Source organism: Pseudomonas sp. Hp2 (genome assembly GCF_006386585.1).
Classification (GTDB): Bacteria; Pseudomonadota; Gammaproteobacteria; order Xanthomonadales; family Xanthomonadaceae; genus Pseudomonas_S; species Pseudomonas_S boreopolis.
Genome location: NZ_VAHJ01000007.1, coordinates 37,514 through 59,304 on the forward strand (window position 1 = coordinate 37,514; position 21,791 = coordinate 59,304).

At 69.1% G+C, this 21,791-nt stretch carries 21 protein-coding genes; 8 read left to right on the forward strand and 13 right to left on the reverse strand.

What is annotated here, in order from left to right; genetic code table 11:
* Positions 1–24: 24 nt before the first annotated feature.
* The 6 genes from FD678_RS17660 to FD678_RS17685 all read right to left on the reverse strand — a co-directional run bounded on the left by FD678_RS17660 (position 25) and on the right by FD678_RS17685 (position 5,015).
* Complete coding sequence (locus FD678_RS17660) at positions 25–324, reverse strand: hypothetical protein (protein WP_140727036.1); 300 nt, start codon at positions 322–324, stop codon at positions 25–27.
* 8 nt (positions 325–332) lie between these two features.
* Positions 333–1,514 (reverse strand): cystathionine gamma-synthase, encoded by a 1,182-nt coding sequence (locus FD678_RS17665; protein WP_140727039.1) that lies wholly within the window; start codon positions 1,512–1,514, stop codon positions 333–335.
* Between the two features lie 103 nt (positions 1,515–1,617).
* On the reverse strand, positions 1,618–2,988 hold the full coding sequence (locus FD678_RS17670) for a pyridoxal-phosphate dependent enzyme (protein ID WP_140727042.1): 1,371 nt from the start codon (positions 2,986–2,988) through the stop codon (positions 1,618–1,620).
* Between the two features lie 228 nt (positions 2,989–3,216).
* Entirely contained in the window at positions 3,217–3,435 is a 219-nt protein-coding gene (locus FD678_RS17675) for a YdcH family protein (RefSeq protein WP_140727045.1), read from the reverse strand.
* Between the two features lie 342 nt (positions 3,436–3,777).
* Positions 3,778–4,656, reverse strand: coding sequence for an OmpA family protein (locus FD678_RS17680; protein ID WP_140727048.1), 879 nt, complete (start codon positions 4,654–4,656; stop codon positions 3,778–3,780).
* Positions 4,653–5,015 carry a DUF4398 domain-containing protein gene (locus FD678_RS17685; RefSeq protein WP_218569826.1) on the reverse strand — a complete coding sequence of 121 codons (363 nt, stop codon included), beginning with the start codon at positions 5,013–5,015 and terminating at the stop codon, positions 4,653–4,655. The genes FD678_RS17680 and FD678_RS17685 overlap by 4 nt, the downstream gene beginning before the upstream one ends.
* A 117-nt stretch (positions 5,016–5,132) precedes the next feature.
* Between FD678_RS17685 and FD678_RS17690 the strand changes: the two genes are divergently transcribed.
* The gene (locus FD678_RS17690; RefSeq protein ID WP_177497883.1) at positions 5,133–6,266 is read left to right on the forward strand and encodes a PilT/PilU family type 4a pilus ATPase; all 1,134 of its coding nucleotides are present in this window, start codon (positions 5,133–5,135) and stop codon (positions 6,264–6,266) included.
* Between the two features lie 334 nt (positions 6,267–6,600).
* Here the strand turns inward: FD678_RS17690 and maiA are convergent, their stop codons facing one another.
* On the reverse strand, positions 6,601–7,263 hold the full coding sequence (maiA, locus tag FD678_RS17695; RefSeq protein WP_140727058.1) for a maleylacetoacetate isomerase: 663 nt from the start codon (positions 7,261–7,263) through the stop codon (positions 6,601–6,603).
* A 7-nt stretch (positions 7,264–7,270) separates the two neighbouring features.
* Complete coding sequence (locus tag FD678_RS17700) at positions 7,271–8,260, reverse strand: fumarylacetoacetate hydrolase family protein (RefSeq protein WP_140727062.1); 990 nt, start codon at positions 8,258–8,260, stop codon at positions 7,271–7,273.
* 399 nt (positions 8,261–8,659) lie between these two features.
* Between FD678_RS17700 and FD678_RS17705 the strand changes: the two genes are divergently transcribed.
* Positions 8,660–10,051 carry a DEAD/DEAH box helicase gene (locus FD678_RS17705; protein WP_140727065.1) on the forward strand — a complete coding sequence of 464 codons (1,392 nt, stop codon included), beginning with the start codon at positions 8,660–8,662 and terminating at the stop codon, positions 10,049–10,051.
* A 244-nt stretch (positions 10,052–10,295) separates the two neighbouring features.
* On the opposite strand, the gene FD678_RS17710 is transcribed toward FD678_RS17705, so the two are convergent.
* Together FD678_RS17710 and FD678_RS17715 are read right to left on the reverse strand one after the other, a co-directional pair.
* A complete protein-coding gene (locus tag FD678_RS17710; protein WP_140727068.1) occupies positions 10,296–12,569 on the reverse strand; it encodes a transferrin receptor-like dimerization domain-containing protein in 2,274 nt (757 codons plus the stop codon).
* Between the two features lie 28 nt (positions 12,570–12,597).
* Complete coding sequence (locus FD678_RS17715; protein WP_140727071.1) at positions 12,598–15,231, reverse strand: TonB-dependent receptor; 2,634 nt, start codon at positions 15,229–15,231, stop codon at positions 12,598–12,600.
* 154 nt (positions 15,232–15,385) lie between these two features.
* Here FD678_RS17715 and queD point away from each other — a divergent pair, with 154 nt between their 5' ends.
* Both queD and FD678_RS17725 read left to right on the forward strand, forming a co-directional pair.
* Positions 15,386–15,739 carry a 6-carboxytetrahydropterin synthase QueD gene (queD, locus tag FD678_RS17720; protein ID WP_140727074.1) on the forward strand — a complete coding sequence of 118 codons (354 nt, stop codon included), beginning with the start codon at positions 15,386–15,388 and terminating at the stop codon, positions 15,737–15,739.
* Positions 15,740–15,881: 142 nt separating this feature from the next.
* Positions 15,882–16,313, forward strand: coding sequence for a phasin family protein (locus FD678_RS17725; protein ID WP_256661972.1), 432 nt, complete (start codon positions 15,882–15,884; stop codon positions 16,311–16,313).
* Positions 16,314–16,432: 119 nt separating this feature from the next.
* Here the strand turns inward: FD678_RS17725 and bioD are convergent, their stop codons facing one another.
* Positions 16,433–17,113, reverse strand: a complete 681-nt coding sequence (bioD, locus tag FD678_RS17730) for a dethiobiotin synthase (RefSeq protein WP_140727077.1) — start codon at positions 17,111–17,113, stop codon at positions 16,433–16,435.
* A 102-nt stretch (positions 17,114–17,215) separates the two neighbouring features.
* Here bioD and FD678_RS17735 point away from each other — a divergent pair, with 102 nt between their 5' ends.
* Together FD678_RS17735 and FD678_RS17740 are read left to right on the forward strand one after the other, a co-directional pair.
* Positions 17,216–17,698 carry a GAF domain-containing protein gene (locus FD678_RS17735; RefSeq protein WP_140727080.1) on the forward strand — a complete coding sequence of 161 codons (483 nt, stop codon included), beginning with the start codon at positions 17,216–17,218 and terminating at the stop codon, positions 17,696–17,698.
* On the forward strand, positions 17,695–18,069 hold the full coding sequence (locus tag FD678_RS17740) for a TfoX/Sxy family protein (RefSeq protein ID WP_140727083.1): 375 nt from the start codon (positions 17,695–17,697) through the stop codon (positions 18,067–18,069). Before FD678_RS17735 ends, FD678_RS17740 begins: the two co-directional genes overlap by 4 nt.
* A gap of 212 nt (positions 18,070–18,281) precedes the next feature.
* Here the strand turns inward: FD678_RS17740 and gph are convergent, their stop codons facing one another.
* Together gph and FD678_RS17755 are read right to left on the reverse strand one after the other, a co-directional pair.
* Positions 18,282–18,950 carry a phosphoglycolate phosphatase gene (gene gph / locus FD678_RS17745; protein ID WP_140727086.1) on the reverse strand — a complete coding sequence of 223 codons (669 nt, stop codon included), beginning with the start codon at positions 18,948–18,950 and terminating at the stop codon, positions 18,282–18,284.
* A 785-nt stretch (positions 18,951–19,735) separates the two neighbouring features.
* Complete coding sequence (locus FD678_RS17755; protein WP_140727096.1) at positions 19,736–20,629, reverse strand: LysR family transcriptional regulator; 894 nt, start codon at positions 20,627–20,629, stop codon at positions 19,736–19,738.
* 98 nt (positions 20,630–20,727) lie between these two features.
* Here FD678_RS17755 and FD678_RS17760 point away from each other — a divergent pair, with 98 nt between their 5' ends.
* Together FD678_RS17760 and FD678_RS17765 are read left to right on the forward strand one after the other, a co-directional pair.
* Positions 20,728–21,366 (forward strand): NAD(P)-dependent oxidoreductase, encoded by a 639-nt coding sequence (locus tag FD678_RS17760; RefSeq protein ID WP_140727099.1) that lies wholly within the window; start codon positions 20,728–20,730, stop codon positions 21,364–21,366.
* A gap of 10 nt (positions 21,367–21,376) precedes the next feature.
* A complete protein-coding gene (locus tag FD678_RS17765) occupies positions 21,377–21,790 on the forward strand; it encodes a MoaF-related domain-containing protein (RefSeq protein WP_140727102.1) in 414 nt (137 codons plus the stop codon).
* Position 21,791 lies beyond the last annotated feature (1 nt).

Here is a 21,791-nt window from a genome sequence, read left to right on the forward strand (position 1 = left end):
GCCCGATGAGGATGGATCTCGGGCTCATCGGTCTTGCCTTTCCAAACACTGCAACCGGGCGCACATCGCCATCGCTGCGCCCTGCAGGCTCATGCTTTCCAGGATGTCGCTGCATGCCCGCGTACCGATCCGCTGTGCCGAATCGGCAGGCGGGAAGATCAACGCTTCGTCGTGCGCGCTGCGCATAGGCAACGCCAGAAAGCGCACCTGATTCAGTCCTCGCGCCAACCACCAGCGACGCAGTCCAGCCAGGCGAGCACACACGGCGTGGACGAACCGAAGCGGTGGCCATCCTCCTCCGGTGCTTTCACCCTTGGCTGTCATGGCGCCGTTCAACCCAGCGCCCGTTCCAGATCCCCCCGCAGATCCCCCACATCCTCCACCCCCACGCTCAACCGCACCAGCGCATCGCTGATGCCCAGTTGCTCACGGCGCGTGACCGGGATCGAGGCGTGGGTCATCACGGCGGGATGGTTGACCAGGCTCTCCACGCCGCCCAGCGATTCGGCGAGGGTGAACAGTTCGGTGCGCTCGCAGAAGCGCTTGGCCGCCTCGAAGCCGCCCTTGAGGACGATCGAGACGATGCCGCCGAAGCCGCTCATCTGGCGCGCCGCCAGGGGGTGTTGCGGGTGCGAGGCCAAGCCCGGGTAGATCACCTTCTCGATCGCCGGATGGGTTTCCAGCCACTGCGCCAGCGCCAGGGCGTTGTCGCAGTGGGCGCGCATGCGCAGCGGCAGGGTCTTCAGCCCGCGCAGGGCCAGGAAGCTGTCGAACGGTCCCTGCACGCCCCCCACCGAGTTCTGCAGGAACGCCATCTTCTCGGCCAGTTCGGCGTTGCCGCCGACCACCGCCATGCCGCCGACCATGTCGGAGTGGCCGTTGAGGTACTTGGTGGCCGAGTGCACGACGATGTCGGCGCCCAGCTCGAGCGGGCGCTGCAGCATCGGCGAGGCGAAGGTGTTGTCGACCACCACGATCAGCCCGTGCCTGCGCGCGATCTCCGCCACGGCGGCGATGTCGACGATCTTGAGCATCGGGTTGGTCGGGGTCTCGATCCAGACCATGCGGGTCCGCGGCGTGATCGCCGTCTCGAAGGCCGCCAGGTCGGCGAGGTCGACGAAGCTGAAGTCCAGTCCGGCGCTGCGCCGGCGCACGCGCTCGAACAGGCGGAAGCTGCCGCCGTACAGGTCGTCCATCGCGACGACGTGGGCGCCGCTGTCCAGCAGTTCGATCACCGTGGACGTGGCGGCCATGCCGGACGCTAACGCGAAGCCGCGGGTACCCCCTTCCAGCGCGGCCACGCAGCGCTCGTAGGCGAAGCGCGTCGGATTATGGGTGCGCGAGTATTCGAAGCCCTGGTGCTCGCCGGGGCTCGACTGGGCATACGTCGAGGTCGCGTAGATCGGCGGCATCACCGCCCCCGTGCCCGGGTCGGGCGATTGGCCGCCGTGGATCGCCAAGGTGGCCAGCGCCAGCGCGCGCTCGCCGTCCTGGCTTCGATTGCTGTCTGACATCGGGAGGCTCCCGGCAAAAGTCGCAGATTGTATCAAGCCATACTGAACCGTTTGTGCGGCGCGGCACGGCGTCGGGTGGCGCCCGCGCCGCGGCCCGGGCAGGTCACTGAACGCGCCGGCGCAGGTAGTTGAGCAGGTCGATGCGGGTGATCAGGCCGAGGAACTGGTTGCCGTCCATCACGATCGCGACCTGGCCGCGGTCGAACACCGGCAGCAGCGCCTCGATCGGCGACTTGACGTCCAGGCGGTCCAGCTTGCTGACCATCGCGGTGGCGACCGGGTCGCGGAAGCGCGCCTCGTCGCCGTAGACGTGCAGCAGCACGTCGCTCTCGTCGACGATGCCGACCAGTTCGCCGTCGTCGATCACCGGCAGCTGCGAGACGTCGTACAGCTTCATGCGCTGGTAGGCGGTGGTCAGCAGGTCGCCGGGGCCGACCACGACCGTGTCGCGCTGGCTGTAAGGGCGCAGGATCAGGTCGCGCAGGTCGCCGTACTGCGGGCGCTCCAGGAAGCCGTTGTCCAGCATCCAGTAGTCGTTGTACATCTTCGACAGGTACTTGTTGCCGGTGTCCGGCACCAGCACCAGCACCTTCTTCGGGGTGGCCTGCTCGCGGCAGTACTTCAGCGCCGCGGCCAGCAGCGTGCCGGTGGACGATCCGCCGAGGATGCCTTCCTTGGCGAGCAGTTCGCGCGCGGTATGGAAGCTTTCGGCATCGCTGATCGCATAGGCCTTCTTGACCCGGCTGAAGTCGGAGATCGACGGCAGGAAGTCCTCGCCGATGCCTTCCACCAGCCAACTGCCGGACTTGTCGTTCAGGCGGCCGTCGTTGATGTATTCGGCCAGGATCGAGCCGACCGGGTCGGCCAGCACCAGTTCGGTGCCGGGCGAGGCCTTGGCGAAGGCGCGCGACAGGCCGGTCATCGTGCCCGAGCTGCCGCAGCCGAACACGATGGCGTCGAGCTGGCCGTCCATCTGCCGCAGGATCTCCGGGCCGGTGCCGAACTCGTGCGCGGCCGGGTTGTCCGGATTGCCGAACTGGTTGATGAAGTAGGCGCCGGGGGTATCGGCGGCGATCTTCGCGGCCAGGTCCTGGTAGTACTCCGGATGGCCCTTGGCCACGTCCGAGCGGGTCAGCACGACCTCGGCGCCCATCGCCTTGAGGTTGAAGATCTTCTCGCGGCTCATCTTGTCCGGCACCACCAGGATCAGCCGGTAGCCCTTCTGCTGCGCGACCAGGGCCAGCCCCAGGCCGGTGTTGCCGGCGGTGCCCTCCACCAGGGTCGCGCCGGGCTTGATGTCGCCGCGCTTCTCGGCCGCCTCGATCATCGACAGGCCGATCCGGTCCTTGATCGAGCCCCCGGGATTGGCGCTTTCCAGCTTGAGGTAAAGCTCGCAGACGCCGGCGTCGAGTCGCTGCGCCTTGACGATGGGCGTTTCGCCGATCAGCTCAAGGACCGAGGAGTGAATTGCCATGGATACCTGGGTTCGCGGTTTGGCGGGTGGGCCATTATCCGACGAACATGCCGCAAATGTCCGCGCGCCCTGCGCGCGCGGGGCGGGCATCCGCCCGGACCGCCTCGATTCGCCTGTCCGGACGCGCGGGCGCCGTGCGCGCCCCGGAAAAGGCGACGCGGACGGTGGCGGCCGACGAGGAGACCGCCACCGCCCGCGACGGTGAACTGTCCGGGTTGCGGGAGGGGACTAGTGCGTCATCTGGTCGTACATGCGGGTGAGCTTTTCCTTGGCACGCAGCTTTTCGCGTTTCATCTGGCCCAGGGTCATGTCATCGATGGGGAGCACCCCAAGCTCGGCATCCATGCATTTCTTGTCCAGTAATTTGTGGCGTTGATAGAGCCGCTTGAACTCCGGATCGGCCTTGATCAAGGCTTCGATTTCGGATTGCGATTGCCCTTCGAACATTGGCGTTGCCTCCTTCAGCTGGAAACAAGAACGCCCCGGCCGTCATGGCACGGGGCGCTGCTTGGACATGAAAGGGCGACCGGCAGGCTGGCGGGAGCCGGAACGCGGACGGGATTGCAGCCCCTGCGGTCCTCGTTCTCTGGTGCGTGCCACTGCTTCATCGGCCGGGCCCTCCGTTCTTCCAGGCGACCGATGCGCCACCTGGGTATCAGACCCTACGCCGCTCCCGGCGCCGGGGCAATAGCCCGTTGCGCACTTTTCGAAAGACCCGCGCATTCAGGGCGACCGGCGCCTGCCGGCCGCCTGAACGGAACTAAAAATCCATTAAAAATCAGTGAATTATCAAGGAAGGACGACCACTTCGGCCGAGCGCCCCTTGCCGCCGCCCTTGCCTGCACTCACCTGCAGCCGGTTGGCGCTCACCCCGGCGGCAACCAGGGCATCCCGCAGGGCCTCGGCGCGCTTCTGCGCCCCGGCAGCGTCGGCGGCATAGCCGACGATGTTGACCCGGCCCTTCTTGCCGATCTGCAGGTATTCCGCCAGCGCCTTCGCCTGGCCGCTCCCCTCCCCCGACAAGGTGGCCTGGCCGCCATCGAACGCGCCGGCGGGCACGGTGAACACCTCCCCGCGCGACTCGAACTTCGACGGTGGCAGCTTGGCACCGGAGGTCAGCTCGGCCTCTTCCCGCGCGAGCTGGGCCGCCTTCTGCTGGGCCGCGCTCAACTTGGCGGTCTGGCGGCTCGCCACGCTGCTGAGCGCCTGCTCGGCGTCTTGCCGGGCCAGCATCTCGGCCTCGGCCTGCTGGCGCAGCCGTTCGGCCTCCTCGGCCTGCATCTGCGATTGCATGCGCAGCCGCTCGGCCTCCTGGCGCGCGCGCGCGGCCTCGCGGCGGCTGGCTTCGATCAGCAGCTCGCTGCGGGTGCCCTCCACCTGCTCCAGCTGGCGCCGCGCGAGCGCGGTCCGGGCCGCGGTCTCGGCGATTTCCACGCGGCGGTCGGCCAGGAAACGCATTTCGTCGCGATCGCGGCGCTTGGCCTCGGCGAAGGCATTGATCGCCTGCTGCGCCTGCAGGCGCTCGAAGCGGGCGACGTCGGCGGTATCCGGATTGGCCTGCAGCGCGGTGAGGCGGTTGTTCAGGGCGATCACCTCGGGATCGTCCTTCGCGACCGCCAGCAGCGGCAGCAGCGCCAGTCCGGCGACGAGCAAGGGGCGCAGTCTCATCGATCGCCCTCCCCGGCCAGGCTGCTCTGCAGCCGGGCCACCTCGGCGCGGCGCTGCTCGAGCTGGGCGCGGGCCACGGCCTCCTCGCTGCGGACGCGGGCGAGGTCGGCGTCGGCGGCCGCGCGCGCGGCCAGCCGGGGCACCTGCTTGCGCTCCCCGCGGTCCATCGCCGCCTGCTGGGCCTGCATCAGCTCCTGCCGGGCCAGGTTCACCAGGTCCGGGGCGTACTGGTCGGCGTCGGCCTGGGTGGCCTGCTGCACCGCCTGTTCCGCGACCGCCAGTTCCGGCGGCGCCACCTGCGCGAAAGCGGGCAGGGCGAATGCGAGTGCGCAGGCGGTCACATACAGGGATCGCCGCATTTGTGCGAAGCTAGCCGTCATTGGGGAGCCGTAGCGAGTCAGTCGAACACGGCCATTGTCGGAAGCCTGCCGCGCGCTTGCAACGGGACGCGACAGTTCGTTGGGGAAACATTGCGCATGGATATCGGCTATTTCCTGAAGCTGATGACCGAAAAGAACGCCTCGGACATGTTCTTGACCACCGGCGCGCCGGTGTACATCAAGATCGAGGGCAAGCTGTACCCGCTGGGCAACACCGGCCTGCCGCCGGGGATGGTCAAGAAGATCGCCTACTCGCTGATGGACGAGGGCCAGGTGCCGCAGTTCGAGCGCGACCTGGAGCTCAACATGGCCATCGCCCTGCCCGACGCCGGCCGCTTCCGCGTCAACGTGTTCAAGCAGCGCGGCGAGGTCGGCATGGTGATCCGCGCGATCCGCAGCCGGATCCCGAGCATCGAGGAGCTGAACCTGCCGCAGGTGCTGAAGGACATCATCATGACCCCGCGCGGGCTGGTGCTGGTGGTCGGCTCGACCGGCTCGGGCAAGTCGACCGCGTTGGCCTCGATGATCGACCACCGCAACAGCACCACGACCGGGCACATCCTCACCATCGAGGACCCGATCGAGTACCTGCACAAGCACAAGATGTCGATCGTCAACCAGCGCGAGGTCGGCCTGGACACCCACGCCTTCCACAATGCGCTGAAGAACGCGATGCGCGAGGCGCCGGACGTGATCCTGATCGGCGAGATCCTGGACGCGGAGACGATGGAGGCGGCGATCGCCTTCGCCGAGACCGGCCACCTGTGCCTGGCCACCCTGCACTCCAACAACGCCGACCAGACCATCGAGCGCATCCTCAACTTCTTCCCCGAGAGCGCGCACAAGAACGTGCTGATGAACCTGGCGCTGAACCTGCGCGCGGTGGTGTCGCTGCGCCTGATCAAGGGCGTGGACGGCCGGCGCCTGCCGGCTTCGGAAGTCCTGCTCAATACGCCGATGATCCGCGACCTGCTGCGGCGCGGCCAGGTGCACGAGATCAAGCAGGCGATGGAGGAATCGCTGGAGGAAGGCATGGAAACCTTCGACCAGTGCCTGTTCCGCATGACCAAGAACGGCCAGATCGAGCAGGAAGAGGCGCTGCGCGCCGCCGACTCGCGCGACGGGCTGGCCCTGAAGTTCCGCCTGTCCGAGGGTGCGAGCGGCGAGCACGACCCGTACGCGGACTACGAGAGCGTCGAGGCGCCGAAGATCAGTCACGGGTTCGTCTGAATTCGGGATTCGGGATTCGGAAAAGCGACAAGCCTGCTTCGGATGAAATGCTGTTGTGGGAGGGACTCCGGGTGGCCTTGGGCCATCAGTCCCGACGGGCTTTACCGGCTCTCTGTCCCGAGTCCGGAGTCCCGGTCTCCGCAGAGCTCCTGCTATTCCCTTCTCCCGTTCACGGGAGAAGGTGCCCCGAAGGGGCGGATGAGGGTGCGGCCGAAGCCTCATGCGTTGAACTTTACGAAGGCTTCGCCCGTACCCTCACCCTAACCCCTCTCCCGCACGCGGGAGAGGGGCTTTCGATCTTGATCTTGCTTTGCCGAGTCCCGGGTCCCGGCATTCAGAGCATAGCGTCTGGTTGCCGCTCGGGTCGGGCGCGATCGAAAGCGTCCAGCGCGAGGCAGGCCTGCTCGATCCGCAGCAGGGTGGGATACGGCGCCAGGTCCGCCCCGAAGCGGCGCGCGTTGTACAGCTGCGGCACCAGGCAGGCGTCGGCCAGCCCCGGGCCGTCGCCATGGCAGAAGCGCCCGGTTTCCGCATGACCCGAAAGCAGGGCTTCCAGCGCCTCGAAGCCGGCGCGCATCCAGTGCCGCATCCATTCGTCCCGGCGCGCCGCCCCGATCTCCCACTCGCGCTCGAAGTACTGCATCACCCGCAGGTTGTTGAGCGGGTGCACGTCGCAGGCCACCACCTGCGCCAGCGCGCGCACGCGGGCCCGGCCCTCCGGATCGGACGGCAGCAGCCGGGGCGTGCCCGGGAAGGCCTCGTCCAGGTACTCCAAGATCGCCAGCGACTGGCCGAGCACGCGCTCGCCATGGCGCAGCGTCGGCACCAGGTGCTGCGGGTTGAGGGCGACGTAGCCGGCGGCGTGCTGCTGGCCGCCGTCGCGCACCAGGTGCACCGGCGTGAGCGTGTGCGGCAAGGCCTTGAGGTTCAGGCCGATGCGCACGCGGTAGGCTGCGCTGGAGCGCCAGTAGGTGAACAGTTCCAGCGTCGCGGTCATGGCGGCCTCAGGCGCTGGCGGGCCGTTCGATGCGCTGCTCGATCGCACCGAAGATGCTGGCGCCCTCGCGGTCGAACATCTCGATCCGGACCACGTCGCCGAACGCCATGAACGGCGTGCTCGGCTTGCCGTCGCGCAGGGCCTCGACCACGCGCCGCTCGGCGAAGCACGAGGCGCCGCGCGAAGTGTCGTGGTTGGCGATGGTGCCGGAGCCGACGATCGTGCCGGCGGTCAGCGGGCGCGTCCTGGCGGCGTGCGCGACCAGCTGCGCGAAGTCGAACTGCATGTCCTCGCCCGCCTCCGGCGCGCCGAACCAGGCGCCGTTGACGTGGGTCACCAGCGGCAGGTGCAGCTTGTTGCCGCGCCAGGCCTCGCCGAGTTCGTCCGGGGTGACGAACACCGGCGACAGCGCCGAACGCGGCTTGGATTGCAGGAAGCCGAAACCCTTGGCCAGCTCGTCCGGGATCAGGTTGCGCAGCGAGACGTCGTTGACCAGGCCGACCAGCCGGATGTGCGCGGCGGCCTGCTGCGGCGACACCGCCATCGGCACGTCGTCGGTGACCACGACGATCTCCGCCTCCAGGTCGATGCCGTAGTCCTCGCTCGGTACCTGCACCGGGTCGCGCGGGCCGTAGAAGCCGGCGCTGGTGGCCTGGTACATCAGCGGGTCGGTGTAGAAGCTGGCCGGCACCTCGGCACCGCGCGCGCGCCGCACCCGTTCGACGTGCGGTAGGTAGGCGCTGCCGTCGACGAACTCGTAGGCGCGCGGCAGCGGCGCGGCCAAGGCGGCCATGTCGAGCGCGAAGGCGCCTTCGGCGCGGCCGGCCTGCAGGTCGGCGGCCAGCGCTTCGAGGCGCGGCGCCAGCCGGGCCCAGTCCTCCAGCGCCTGCTGCAGCGTCGCGGCGATGCCGGTGGCCCGTACCGCCCGGGCCAGGTCGCGCGAAACCACCACCAACGTGCCGTCGCGGCCCCCTTCCTTCAACGAACCCAGCTTCATCGCTCCACCCTGGTTGGCATGAACGCCCGATTGTACGGATGCGCCCGGGGAAATGGTTGCACATGAAACGTCATGCCCGGCACGGCCGGGAACGGGGCGTGGCCGATCAAGGGCTTGCCGTCGCCGCATGGGTGTCCCGGCGACGCTTTTTGTGCATTGCCACAAAGACGGTTACACTGCATCGGTCTGCAAGCGGCCGTCCGTTTCCCTCAGGGACCGCCGGCGCACCGGTCCCCGGTCCGCCCGCCCCACCCGACGCCTTTCGTTCATGCATACCGGCCGCGCCCCTGGCGCCGGCTGCCAACGATCCTCGCAGCGCGGTTCACGGGAACGCTCCGAGTCGCCCACGCCTTTCGCGTAACGGCCCACGGCCTGCGCGGGGCACACCGGAGTCATCCAATGTCGTTCGAATCCCTGGGCCTTGCGCCCTTCCTGCTGCGTGCGCTCGCCGAGCAGGGCTACGAAACCCCCACCCCGATCCAGCAGCAGGCGATCCCGCTGGTGCTGGAAGGCCACGACCTGCTGGCCGGCGCGCAGACCGGCACCGGCAAGACCGCCGCGTTCGGCCTGCCGCTGCTGCAGCACCTGGGCACCACGCCGCAGGCGGTCAACGGCCCGCGCAAGCCGCGCGCGCTGATCCTGACCCCGACCCGCGAGCTGGCCACCCAGGTCCACGACAGCCTGCGCGGCTATTCCAAGTACCTGCGCATCCCCAGCACGGTGATCTACGGCGGCGTCGGCATGGGCAACCAGCTCGATGCGCTGCGCCGCGGCGTGGACCTGCTGATCGCCTGCCCGGGCCGGCTGATCGACCATATCGAGCGCCGCAGCGTCGACCTGTCCGGGATCGAGGTGCTGGTGCTGGACGAGGCCGACCGCATGCTCGACATGGGCTTCCTGCCGTCGATCAAGCGCATCCTGGCCAAGCTGCCGCGCCAGAACCGCCAGACCCTGCTGTTCTCGGCGACCTTCGCCGAGCCGATCAAGCAACTGGCGCTGGAGTTCATGCACCATCCGCGCGAGGTGATGGTGACGCCGCGCAACACCGTGGCCGAGACCATCGCCCACCGCGTGCACCCGGTCGACGGCGGCCGCAAGCGCGAGTTGCTGCTGCACCTGCTGGCGCAGGACTCGCGCCTGCAGACGCTGGTGTTCGCGCGCACCAAGCACGGCGCCGACAAGCTGGCCAAGTTCCTGGACAAGTCCGGCATCAAGACCGCGGCGATCCATGGCGACAAGAGCCAGGGCCAGCGCCTGCGCGCGCTCGGCGACTTCAAGGCCGGGCGCGTGACCGTGCTGGTGGCGACCGACATCGCCGCGCGCGGCATCGACATCAACGAGCTGCCCAAGGTCATCAACTACGACCTGCCGATGGTCGCCGAGGACTACGTGCACCGGATCGGCCGCACCGGCCGCAACGGCGCCAGCGGCGAAGCGGTGTCGCTGGTCGCGCAGGACGAGGCCAAGCTGCTGCGCCAGATCGTGCGCCTGCTTGGCAAGGACATGGAGATCCGCGACGTGCCGGGCTTCGAGCCGCAGGTGCCGATCCGCTGGGGCAACAGCGCGCCCGGCAAGGCCGAGCAGCCGGGCGGCCAGCGCCCGCCGCGCAAGGCGCATGCGCGCCGCCCGCACGGCGAGGCGCCGCGGCATGCGCATGCAGGTGCGCGACCGGCCGGTGGCAATGGTCCGGGTGGCACGCGTCGTCAGGGCGAGCGCCAGGGTCACGGCCAGGGTGATCGTCGCCGTGGCGGCGGCAACGGTGGCGGGCAGCGGCCGAACGCCGGCCGGTAAAACGTTCGCGGTGAGCGCCTTCGTGTACTGCGAAGGCGCTCGATCGCGAGCGGGATCTCGATTGATCTGCAGGAACGGCTTTTTTTGTGGGAGCGGCTTCAGCCGCGATGGAGCTTTCCCGTTGGATCCCTGCACATGGATGTGCGAGCCTTTGCGAGGGATTCGCATGAAGGCCTCATCGCGGCTGAAGCCGCTCCCACAAAAGCCGCTCCCACGGTGCTTTGCGCCTTGGAAATGAGGGGCGTCAGCCACCGATCAGCGCGGTGTTGCGCTCCACCTCGGCGCGATACGCATCCAGCACCGCCGCGGTGCGGCCGATGTAGCGGCGCAGGTCGTCCCAGCGGCGGTCTTCCAGCGCCTCGCGCACGCCCGGCAGGGTCTTGACCTCGTAGCCGGTGGCCAGGCCCGGCGCGTAGATCAGGTTGCGGTACCACGGCCGGCCCGGCAGGCCCTCTTCCGCCAGCAGGGTCTGGTCCAGGCGCTGCAACGAGGCGTTGAGCTTGCCGCGGGTCGCCGCATCCAGGGCCGCGCCGCGTTCGGCCAGTGCCTTGTCGTAGCGCTTGCCGCTGGCCTGCAAGCGCGCCACCGCCTGTTCCAGCGGGGAGAAGTCGATCGCCGGCACGTCCGCCTTGGGCGCGGGCGCCTGCAACGGCCGGTTGGGATCGTCGACCGCGCGATAGGCGCCGGTGCGGACCAGTTCGGCCTGTACCCGCGTGGATTCGCGGTCGCCGTCGGCCTGCTGCTTCAGTTCCTTCACCCAGCCGTCCACCGCATCGGCGAAGTCGCCGGGCCGCTGCGGCAGCACCGGGGCGTTGGCGACCCGCAGCACCGCGCGCCCGGCGGTCTGCGCCAGCAGCGGCAGGTATTCGAACTTGGGGTCGATGTAGCGCGAGAAGTAGTCGTAGGAGTCGTAGAGCGAGTGGTACACGCCGCGACCATCGCCCTGTCCGCCGTAGCCCAGGTCCAGCGTCGCCAGCCCCAGGTGCTGCAGGAACGGGCTGTAGTCGCTGCCCGAGCCCAGCGCCTTGATCGGCAGGTCTTCGCCGGCGGCGGCCTTCTTGCCGGTGTCCTTCTGCGCGGGCTTGGCGCCTGGTGCCAAAGCGTCCAGCCGGGCGCGGGCGTGCTGGCGTTCGAGCACGCTGACGCCGCTGTCGGGATCACGCAGGTCGGCGGCCACGCCGTTGACCAAGCGCTGCAGCGCATGGCTGCCGCCGGCATTGAGGAAGCCGCGGCCGTTGCCGTCGGAGTTGACGTACAGCACCGCCTTGCGGCGCAGTTCGTCGGCATGCTGCTCGGCCCATTCGGTGGAACCGAGCAGGCCGGCCTCCTCGCCGTCCCAGCTGGCGTAGACCAGCGTGCGCTTCGGCCGCTGGCCCTGCCTGGCCAGTTCGCCGATGGCCTGGGCCTCGGCCAGCAGCGCCGTGGTGCCGGACAGCGGATCGGAGGCGCCGAACACCCACGCGTCGCGATGGTTGCCGCGGACCACCCACTGGTCCGGATATTCGCTGCCGCGTAGCGTCGCGATGACGTTGTAGATGGTCTTGCGGCCCCACTCCGCATCGACCTTGAGCCGCACCTGCGCGCTGCCGTCGCCGCCGATGCGATAGGTGATCGGCAGCGCGCCGCGCCAGTCCTCCGGCGCGACCGGGCCGCGCAGCGCCGCCAGCAGCGGTTGCGCATCGCCCCAGCTGATCGGCAGGGTCGGGATCTTGAGGACGCTGCCGGCCTCCTCGACCTTCAGCCGCTTGGCGCCGGCGGTGGCGCCCACCCCGGGCGTCAGCGGATCGCCGGGATAGATCGCGAAGTTGGCGACCGAGCCGCGCTGCACGCTCCACTGGTTGCGTGCCGGGCCGTCCGGATAGGCCAGGTCCTGGAAGAAACCGTCGTCGCGCGGATCGGAATAGATGATCGCGCCGATCGCGCCATGCTCCTGCGCCAGGCGCGGCTTGAGCCCGCGCCAGCCCTTGCCGTAGCGGGCGATGACGATCTTGCCGCGCACGTCCACGCCGTTGCGGGCGAGCGCCTCGTAGTCCTCGGCGATGCCGTAGTTGACGTAGACCAGGTCGCCGGCGACCTCGCCGTTGCCGGCGTAGATCACGTAGGGCGGCAGCACGTCCTCGGTCTGCGTCGAAGTCGCGTCGCCGGGCAGCGGCGGTTCCTTCAGCCGTGCCTTGTAGGGCTGCGCGCCGAGCAGTTCCAGCGAGGACGATTTCGGCGAAGGCCACAGCACCTCGAAGGTCTCGATGTGCGCGTCCCAGCCGTATTCCTCGAAGCGCGCCTGGAGGTCGCGCGCGTTCTCGAGGTTGTGCGGCGCGCCGACCTGGTTCGGCCTCGACGACCATCGCTTGAGCCAGCCTGCGTAGTCGGCCTGCTTCACCAGTGCATCGAAGCGCGTCTCCAGCGCGCGCTGCGCATCGGCCGAGGCGGCGTCGTAGCCGGGCAGCGGCGCGGGTTGCGCGGCGGCGAGCACGGGAACAAGGGACAGCGCCAACAGCAGCGCGCGGGGAACGGGCGTCATCATGGGGCTCCTAGCGGGGCGTGCGGGATCAGAAGCGGTAGTCGAAGCCGACCGTGAAGTAGCGACCGCGCAGGTCGTACTGGGTGAAGTCGTACGGCGCGCGGATGCCGGGGAACGACGCATCGTACGGGGGCTCCTCGTTGGCGACGTTCTCGATCTTGGCATACAGGTTCCAGCGCTCGAAACCGCTGTAGCCCAGGTACAGGTCGAACTGGTCGTAGGCGTCCACGCGCGATTGCACCGCCGCGGCCGCGGCGCTGGCCTTCTGGTCGTAGCCGCCGGTGTAGTACCAGGTCACCGCGGCGGTGAAGCCGCGCCAGGTCCAGTCGAACGTGGTGGTGGCCTTGTTGCGCGGCAGCGAGACGCCGAGCAGGTTGTCGCCGGCGTAGTCCACCAGCGGTCCTCCGGCGGTGGCCGGGCGCCGGTAGTCGCGCACGTGGGTATAGGCGCTGGCGATGCCGAAATCGCCTGCGGCATCGGTGCGCCAGCGCTGGCGCAGTTCGACGTCGAGGCCGGACGTGGTCAGCTCGCTGAGGTTCTGGTAGCGGTTGTAGACCGCGACCAGCTTGCCGCGCGTGTCGCGGATCACGTCGTTCGGGTCGTTGCCCTGCACGATCGTGGTGGTGTTGCCGGTACCGATCAGGTTGTCCAGCTCGATCTTGTACCAGTCCACGCTCAGGCTGGTATCGGCCCAGGGCGAGAGCACGATGCCGAAGTTGTAGCTGCGCGTGCGCTCGGGATCGAGGTCGGTGTTGCCGACGGTGAAGAAGGTCGGGCTCTGGCGCGAGCCGGGCACGTCCGGATCGTGCGGATCGACCACCGTGCCGTAGGAGATGTTGGTGCTGGCCGAGTTCTCCGACAGCGACGGCGCGCGGAAGCCGCGCGAGGCCGCCGCGCGCACCAGCAGCGCGTCGAACGGCTGCCAGCGCAGGCTGGCCTTGGGCGAGAACGCGTTGCCGAAATCGCTGTAGTGGTCGCCGCGCCCGGCCAGTTGCAGCTCCAGCGAGGGCAGCAGCGGGACGTTGAACTCGGCATACAGCGCCGAGACCTTGCGGTCGCCATCGACCTCGGCGATCGCCGGGCGGATCTGCAGGCCGGCGTCGATCTGCCAGGGATTGCGCGAGACCAGCTCCTCGCGGCGCCATTCCGCGCCGGCGGCGAAGCCGACGCGGCCGGCCGGCAGTTCGAACAGCGAACCGGAGATCTTGGCGTCCACGCCGCTCAGGCTCGAGCGCGCCGGGCGCAACGTGCTCAGGTTGATCGCATCGATGACCGAGCGCGGCGTGGCGGCGGGATCGAACAGGTCGTAGCTGCCGCTGGCCAGCGCATCGGCCAGCGCCCAGCGATTGGCGAAGCCGGCCGCCACCCGCTCGTCCTCGTCGCTGCGCGCGGTGAACGCCGCCACCTCCCAGTCCCAGCGCTCGCCGCGGCCTCGCAGGCCGCCGAGGAAGCGGTAGGACTGCGAATAGTTGATCTTCAGCGACTGGCCCAGGTCGAAGAAGGTGTATTCGATCGGTACCGCCACGCCGTACGGGTTGTACGGGCTGGAGGCCGGCAGCAGGTTGGAGACCGGTTCGGCCAGGCCGGTGTCGGCATCGAGGGCGAAGCGCCCGCCCTCCAGCGTGAAGTACGGGCTCGAACCGAAGATCGACACGCCCTTGATGCGGCTGTAGAGCGCCTCGCCGAACGCCTCGACGTCGCCGCCCAGGCGGAAGGTGCCGTTCGCATAGGCCTGGTAGCGCTTGGTCGAGGGGATAAGCGTGGTGTACGGCGCCTGGTTGAAGGCGCAGGTGTCGCCGGCCAGGCCGTCGATCGGCGCGCTGGCGGTCAGCACGGTGCCCTCCGGGCAATGGCCGTCGGCATCCAGCATCGGCACCGATGCGCCGTTGACCAGGTAGCGCGCGCCCTTGGCCGACCAGCCGTTCCAGCGGCCGCCCGGCCGGTCGCTGTAGATGCCCGACCGGGTCAGGCTGCGCTGGTCTTGGTCGAGCCGGTCGCGGTTGTAGGCGTCGAAGCTGAAGAGCACGTTGTAGCCGTCGCGCTCCAGGTCGCCGATGCCGCCGACGAACCTGGCGCGCTGCGTATCCAGGCCGCCTTCGTCGGAGGTGCCGCCGCTGACGCCCAGTTCGGCGCCCTGGAAGTCCTGCCGGGTGATGATGTTGACCACGCCGGCCACGGCGTCCGAGCCGTACACGGCCGAGGCGCCGTCCTTCAGCACCTCGATGCGTTCCACCGCCGCCAGCGGCAGCGCGTTGAGGTTGACGAAGGTGTCGCCCAGCCCGTTCGCCGGGAACCCGTAGTTGGCCAGGCGCCGGCCGTTGAGCAGCACCAGCGTGTTCTTCTGCGACAGGCCGCGCAGGCCGATGCCGGCCGACCCCGAGGCCCAACCGTTGTTGGTGGTCTCGTTGGTGGCGTTGCCGGTGTTGGCCGAGATCGAGCGCAGCGCGTCCGCCACGGTCTGCTTGCCCGACCGCTCCAGTTGCTGGCGTTCGATCACTTGCACCGGATTGGGACCTTCGCTGTCGCTGCGCTTGATGTTGGAGCCGGTGACGGTGACCGTGGCCAGGGTCTTGCCGCCGGCGCTGTCTTGCGCATGCGAGAAAGGCGAGAACAACAGGAACGGGATCGCGAGGGACGACAGGCGAGGCGTGGGGAACGACACGAGCGGTTGATCCGGGTGGAAGGCCCGCCAGTGAGCCACGCACGCGCGCTTGACCGAAATCACCTATCCGCATACCGATATGTCGCATCGCGACAAGCGCCGGCACCGCGCGGCACATTCCGGCGGCGGCGCCCGCGGGGCTTACAATGGCGCGATGGATATCTTCAAGGTCTTCACCATCGAGGCGGCCCACCGGCTGCCCAACGTACCGCCGGGCCACAAGTGCGCGCGCCTGCACGGCCATTCCTTCCGCATCGAACTGCACGTCAGCGGCGAGCCGGGCGCGGAGACCGGCTGGGTGATGGACTTCGGCGACATCAAGGCGGCGTTCCGGCCGATCTACGACCGGTTGGACCACCATTACCTCAACGAGATCGAGGGCCTGGACAACCCGACCAGCGAACGGCTGGCGATGTGGATCTGGGAGCGGCTCAAGCCGGCCTTGCCGCTGCTGAGCGAAGTGGTGGTCCACGAGACCTGCACCTCCGGCTGCCGCTATCGCGGCTGAGCTTCGCGGACCGCCGGCTCCCGGGCGCGGTCGCGCCGCGTGACCGTCATCTGCCTGTCACGCAACTGACTGATCGGCAACGCAAAGTGCCGCTATCCGCTGCGCCCGCCAAAAGCATGTTGCATCGCAGCAGGAAACGTGTATGCTGCATCGCAACACCGGCAAACGCAGTCCCTCGGGGTTGAAGATGTCCGCGCAGTTCGAAGGTTTCGACCGTTATACCCAGCAGTTCGCTGCGATCGCGTCCCGTGCCAATCGGTTGGCCCTGGAAAACGCCGAAAGCGCCTTTGGCCTGCAGTTGCAGGCGTTCGGCAGGAACGTCAGCGCGACCACGGACTTCCTGGGCGAGTTTGCCGACGCGCGCAACCTGGATTCGCTCCAGGCGCTGTGGCCGAAGGGCCTGCAGCTCGCCCGCGACAACTTCGAACGCGTGGCCTCGGCCCAGCACGAAGTCGTCGGGATGAGCCTGAAGGCGTCGGAAGCGATCGGCGAGCTGGCGCGGCAGCGCTTCGAGGATGCCTCGGGACGCGCGCAGGCGCGCAAACCCGGCAAGGCCGGCCGTTCCGCCCGCTGAGCGACAGGACAATTTGAGCGGTATTTGCATGGGTCCCTCCCCCCATGCAACCCGGCCCGGCAGATCCCTCCCTCTGCCGGGCCTTTTTATTCACGCCGGGAACGCCGCCGGATCGCGGCTCACGCCGCGCCTGCTGGCTCCAGGACCGCCGCCAGCGCCGCCGGATCGGCGCCCGGCGCGTACGGGATGCGGCCCCAGCACGGCATCGGCAGGCGCTGCCGCAGCAGCCGGAAGTTCTCGTCGATCCGCGCCATGTGCGGATCGATCTCATTGGCGACCCAGGCGATGCAGTCCACGCCTTCGGCGGCGATCGCCGCGGCGGTCAGGCGCGCATGGTTGATGCAGCCGAGCCGCAGCCCGACCACCATCACCACCGGCAGCCGCAGCGCGCGCACGAGATCCAGTTGGTCCAGCGTGGCGCTCAACGGCGCGGCCCAGCCACCCACGCCTTCGACCACCACGCTGTCTGCCTGGGCGCGCAACGCATCGAACGCGGACCGGATCGGTTCCAACCCCAGCGTCACGCCCGCCTCGGCGGCGGCGATCTCCGGCGCCAATGGCGCCGGCAGCGCATACGGGTTGACCAGCGCGTAATCCGGGCGCGGGTCGCTCGCCGCCTGCAGCGCCAGCGCGTCCTCGTTGCGCCAGGCGCCGTCGCCCCATTCGCAGCCGCTGGCGACCGGCTTCATCCCGACCGCGCGCCGGCCGCGCGCGCGCAAGGCATGCAGCAGCACCGCGCTGGCCTGGGTCTTGCCGATGCCGGTATCGGTACCGGTGACGTAGAAAGCGGAAAGCGACATCTGCAGCAACCTCTCCGGGGTGGCACGTGGACGGGGCGCGCAGGATAAACCGTCGCGCCCGCGCCCATCTCCGCCCGCGGCGCACGCTGCTAGACTTCGCGGATGTTCGCGACCTCCACCCTGACCGGCAGCAAGCCGGAACAATACGCGCAGCTGCTGGCGCAGGCGAAGGCACTGCTCCATGGCGAATCGGACCGCATCGCCAACGCCGCCAACCTCTCCGCACTGATCTTCCATGCCCTGCCCGCGCTGAACTGGGCCGGCTTCTACTTCTACGACGGCCGCGAGCTGGTGGTCGGCCCGTTCCAGGGCCTGCCGGCCTGCGTGCGCATCCCGCTCGACAAGGGCGTATGCGGCGCGGCGGCGAGCACCCGCCGGACCCAGCGCGTGGCCGACGTCGACGCGTTCCCGGGCCATATCGCCTGCGATTCGGCCTCGCGCTCGGAGCTGGTGGTCCCGCTGGTCAAGGACGGCGCGCTGATCGGCGTGCTCGACCTGGACAGCCCGGAACTGGCGCGCTTCGACGAGGAAGACCAGCGCGGGCTGGAAGCCGTCGCGCAGGCGTTCGTCGACGCGCTGGCATGACCGAGCCGCTGCGCAACATCGGCCCGAAGAGCGCCGCCTGGCTGCGCCAGGTCGGCGTGCGCACGCAGGAAGACCTGGCCGCGGCCGGTGCGGTCGGCGCGTTCCTGAGGGTGCGCCGGGCCGGCTTCAAGCCCAGCCTCAACCTGCTGTACTCGCTGGAAGGCGCGCTGGTCGGCTGCCATTGGCAACAGGTCCCCCCCCCGCGCCGGCAGCAACTGCAGGCGGAACTGGAGCAGGCCATCGCCGAGCAGCCCGCGCCGCGCGGCCGTCCGGTCGGCGGCCACGTCACCACCACGCGCCACGACGCCGACGATTCCGAAGGCGACATGCCGGCTTCGCTCGACATGGAACACGACGAAGCGGCGGATTAGCCGCATCTGCGCCCGGCGCGGCAATGCCTGCGCGGCGCACCCAGCCGGGGGGAATCCCGCTCTCGCTATCCCTGGCGAAAGCGGCGCGCATCGCACCTGCCAGGACGCCATCCGGCGGCGGCCACGACGACACGGCCCGCTCCGGGTGTGCTCGCGCCTTTCGCGAGCATCGGCGCATCGCGTGCCGGCGCACGGCGCCAAGGCGGTGCGCGCTACGCGGCGGCCACCAGTTGCGGCAGCTGCAGCAGCTCGCGCAGGTCGTCGACGACCGCGATCGCGCCGGACGTGGACGGATCGAATCCGCGCAGGTAGCCATAACGCACCATCGCCAACGGCATGCCGGCGGCACGCGCCGCGGCCGCATCGGTCGCCGAATCGCCCACCATCAGGCAACGTTCGACGGGCCGGCCGAACTGCGCCGCCAGGTGCCGCAGCGGCGCGGGATCCGGCTTGCGCTCCGGCAGCGAATCGCCGCCGACGAGCGCCGGGAAGAAATCGCGCAGGCCGAGATGATCGAGCAGCGGCGCGACGAAGCGGATCGGCTTGTTGGTGCACACCGCCAGCGCGACGTCGCGCGCGCGCAACGCTTCCAACGTTTCGCGCACGCCCGGATAGGCATGCGGGCGGTGCAGCAGGCATTCGCCGTAGTGGCGCATCATGTCCGGCATGATCCGGTCGAGCGCATCCTCGCGCCCCTGCGCGCGCAACGCGGTCGCCAACAGCACCCGCACGCCTTCGCCGACCCAGCCCCGCACCGTCGCCTCCTCGACCGGCCGCAAGCCCCACTGTTCCAGCGTGAGATTCAGCGCCTCGGCGATATCGGACGCACTGTCCACCAGCGTGCCGTCGAGATCGAAGATCACCAGCGAGAAGAGAGGCATTGCCAGTCCAAAGGTGGGAGAGCCAGCATTTTAATGGCGCCAAGTGCCCCCGCGGCGAAGAGAGGTGTTGCTGTTGCTGTTGCTGTTGATTTTGCTTTGGCTTTCCGCCTTTGACTTTGACTTACCGGGGCCCCTCCGTAGCGGCGGAGACGGCGGGAAAAACCCCGGAGGGGGCGACGCACATGGGCTCGCCGGAAAAAGGCGAAGCACCGCTTCGCCCCGGCGGGCGAGCATTCGCCGCGCAGCGAATGCCCCGGACTCGGCCGCGTAGCGGACGAGCCCCGTCGAAAAATCCCGCCGGCTCCGCGGACCCGCAGCGCAGCTGCGGGCGCGCAAGCGGGGTGTGCTTGATCAGCCGTTCGGCTGCTGTGAAGCGCTTCTTTGGGTTACCTTTCTTTACGCGGCACATCCTTGTGCCGCGCCCTTCGGGCCGGCTTCGCCGTGCGGCGCCGCTCCTGCGGCGTGCGTGCACAAGCAAAGAAAGATAACTCGCCGCAAGGCGAAAGCTTTTGCCTTTATTGCTATTGCCAAAGCCCCCAAAAGCCAAAGCAAAGTCCCTGGATGATCAGCCGTTCGGCTGCTGGAAAGCGCCTCCCGCCTTCGCGGGAATGACGGTAGAGGGATAACGGGGGACCGGATAGATAGCGAGAAAGACGCTTGATGACCAGCCATTTTGCTGCTGAAAAGCGCCTCCCGCCTTCGCGGGACGACGATAGGGGAATGGCTGAGCGCGCTAGAGGTTGAGCAGATAGCATGAAACGCCGGGAGTCACACCAAACAAACCCTCACCAATCCCCCCGCCCCTCCAACTGCCCCGCAAGAAAATCCAGGAACACCCGCACCGCACGCGGCTGCTGCCGGCGCGAACCGTACACCGCGAACACGCCCATCTCCTCCAAGGCATACCCTTCAAGCACCTGCCGCAGCGCGCCACTGGCCAGCGCAGGCGCTACCAGGTAACGCGGCAGCATCGCGATGCCGGTGCCGGCCAGCGCCGCGACCATCAGCGCGCCGGCCTCGTTGGTACGGAAACTGCCCGACACCGGCACGCTGATCTCGCGGCCGCCTTCGCGGAACTCCCAGCCGTGGCGTCCCACGTACAGATGGGTGATGCAGTTGTGGTCCGCCAGCGCCTGCGGCGTCTCCGGCACGCCGTGGCGTTCCAGGTATCCCGGCGAAGCGCAGATCACCGAGCGGCACGTCGCCAGGCGGCGGGCGATCAGGCCTTCGCCCAGGCGGCGCGTGATCCGCACCGCGACATCGACGCGCTCGTCCACCAGGTCCACCGTCCGCTCGGCCAACAGCAGCTCGACCTGCACCTGCCGATGGCCGCGCATGAAGTCGGCGACCGCCGCGCACAGGTAGGCGTGACCGAACGACGTGCTGGCGGCCACGCGGATGCGCCCGCGCGGCTCGGGCACGTCGTCCGACAACTCCTCGCGCAACGCCTCGCCCAGGGCCAGCATCGTGCGGAACCGCTCCAGCGCGGTCTCGCCGGCACCGGTCAGGCCGATGCGACGCGTGGTCCGGTGCAGCAGCCGCGCGCCGGCCCAGCGCTCCAGATCGGCCAGATAGCGGGTGACCATCGCCCGCGACATGTCCAGCGCATCGGCCGCCGCGGTCAGGCTGCCGCGTTCGGCCACGGCCACGAAGACGGAAATGGCGGTGAGACGGTCCATTTGGTCGATCCATGCAACAACCAATCGACTTATACGGCATTTTTCGGACGATTCCAGGCCACTACTCTGCCGCCGTACCCAACCCAAGGAATCCGACCATGAAAATCGCCCTCATCGGTGCCAGCGGCAACATCGGCCGCGAGATCGCCCGCCAGGCCGTGCAGCGCGGCCACCAGGTCACCGCCGTGGTGCGCCCTGGCGGCACGTTGCCCGGAGACCTCGCCGGCCTGCCGACCGCCATCGCGGCGGTGGACGATGCGGCCGCCCTGGCCCAGGCCATCGCCGGCCACGACGTGCTCGCCAGCGCCTATGGCCCGCGTCCCGGTGCGGCCGTCGAAAGCATCGGCGCAGTCGCCGGCGCATTGGCGGAAGCGGCCCGCAAGGCCGACGTCCGCCGCCTGGTGGTGGTCGGCGGCGCCGGCAGCCTGGAGGTGGCGCCGGGCCTGCAACTCGTCGACACCGCGGATTTCCCGGCTCCTTACAAGCCCTACGCGCTGGCCCATCGCGAAGCTCTGGGCGTGCTGCGGCGGCAGGGCGACCTGGACTGGACCTTCCTGTCGCCGGCCGCCGAGATCGGCCCCGGGCCGCAGAAGGGCCATTACCGCACCCAGGCCAAGTCGCTGCTGGTCGACGCCGCGGGCCACAGCACGATCAGCTACGCCGACTACGCGAGCGCCTTCCTGGACGAGATCGAGAAGCCGCAGTACGTCCGCCAGATCGCCACCGCGGCCTACTGAGGATCCGGACGTGCGCCTGCTTGCCCGCACCCTGCTGTCCATCCTGCTCGTCGCCTCCGGTAGCGCGTCCGCGCAATCGGCCCCATCGCCGGAGACCGAGACGACCGGGGAGCGATTCCCGGCCGCCGGACACGTCTACCGGGTCGATTTCGGCGGAGGCAACGCCTTCGACATCGCGTTCGATGCCTCAAGGCCCGAAATGACCTTCACTCGCTTGCGGGCGCCCGATGCCGGTGCACGCGAGACGATTCGCTTTACCCACCGCAAACTCCGCGACGGCCTGTACCTGGTCTATTGGCAAGAGGCGGACCGGACCACGGTGGTGCACGTCGAGGATTTCGCGAACGGCCTGATCTATACCAACATCACCCGCCCCGATGGCACTTTCTTCAACGGCCGGTCCCATCTGACTCTGGTCAAATAAG

Coding starts and splice junctions, on each gene's coding strand:
- FD678_RS17705 (WP_140727065.1), top strand. CDS start 8,660: ATGTCGTTCGAATCCCTGGGCCTTGCGCCCTTCCTGCTGCGTGCGCTC.
- bioD (WP_140727077.1), bottom strand. CDS start 17,113: ATGTCGCTTTCCGCTTTCTACGTCACCGGTACCGATACCGGCATCGGC.
- FD678_RS17670 (WP_140727042.1), bottom strand. CDS start 2,988: ATGGCAATTCACTCCTCGGTCCTTGAGCTGATCGGCGAAACGCCCATC.
- queD (WP_140727074.1), top strand. CDS start 15,386: ATGGATATCTTCAAGGTCTTCACCATCGAGGCGGCCCACCGGCTGCCC.
- FD678_RS17685 (WP_218569826.1), bottom strand. CDS start 5,015: ATGCGGCGATCCCTGTATGTGACCGCCTGCGCACTCGCATTCGCCCTG.
- FD678_RS17710 (WP_140727068.1), bottom strand. CDS start 12,569: ATGACGCCCGTTCCCCGCGCGCTGCTGTTGGCGCTGTCCCTTGTTCCC.
- FD678_RS17760 (WP_140727099.1), top strand. CDS start 20,728: ATGAAAATCGCCCTCATCGGTGCCAGCGGCAACATCGGCCGCGAGATC.
- FD678_RS17665 (WP_140727039.1), bottom strand. CDS start 1,514: ATGTCAGACAGCAATCGAAGCCAGGACGGCGAGCGCGCGCTGGCGCTG.
- gph (WP_140727086.1), bottom strand. CDS start 18,950: ATGCCTCTCTTCTCGCTGGTGATCTTCGATCTCGACGGCACGCTGGTG.
- FD678_RS17675 (WP_140727045.1), bottom strand. CDS start 3,435: ATGTTCGAAGGGCAATCGCAATCCGAAATCGAAGCCTTGATCAAGGCC.
- FD678_RS17660 (WP_140727036.1), bottom strand. CDS start 324: ATGACAGCCAAGGGTGAAAGCACCGGAGGAGGATGGCCACCGCTTCGG.
- FD678_RS17680 (WP_140727048.1), bottom strand. CDS start 4,656: ATGAGACTGCGCCCCTTGCTCGTCGCCGGACTGGCGCTGCTGCCGCTG.
- FD678_RS17725 (WP_256661972.1), top strand. CDS start 15,882: ATGCTGCATCGCAACACCGGCAAACGCAGTCCCTCGGGGTTGAAGATG.
- FD678_RS17755 (WP_140727096.1), bottom strand. CDS start 20,629: ATGGACCGTCTCACCGCCATTTCCGTCTTCGTGGCCGTGGCCGAACGC.
- FD678_RS17740 (WP_140727083.1), top strand. CDS start 17,695: ATGACCGAGCCGCTGCGCAACATCGGCCCGAAGAGCGCCGCCTGGCTG.
- FD678_RS17735 (WP_140727080.1), top strand. CDS start 17,216: ATGTTCGCGACCTCCACCCTGACCGGCAGCAAGCCGGAACAATACGCG.
- maiA (WP_140727058.1), bottom strand. CDS start 7,263: ATGACCGCGACGCTGGAACTGTTCACCTACTGGCGCTCCAGCGCAGCC.
- FD678_RS17690 (WP_177497883.1), top strand. CDS start 5,133: ATGGATATCGGCTATTTCCTGAAGCTGATGACCGAAAAGAACGCCTCG.
- FD678_RS17700 (WP_140727062.1), bottom strand. CDS start 8,260: ATGAAGCTGGGTTCGTTGAAGGAAGGGGGCCGCGACGGCACGTTGGTG.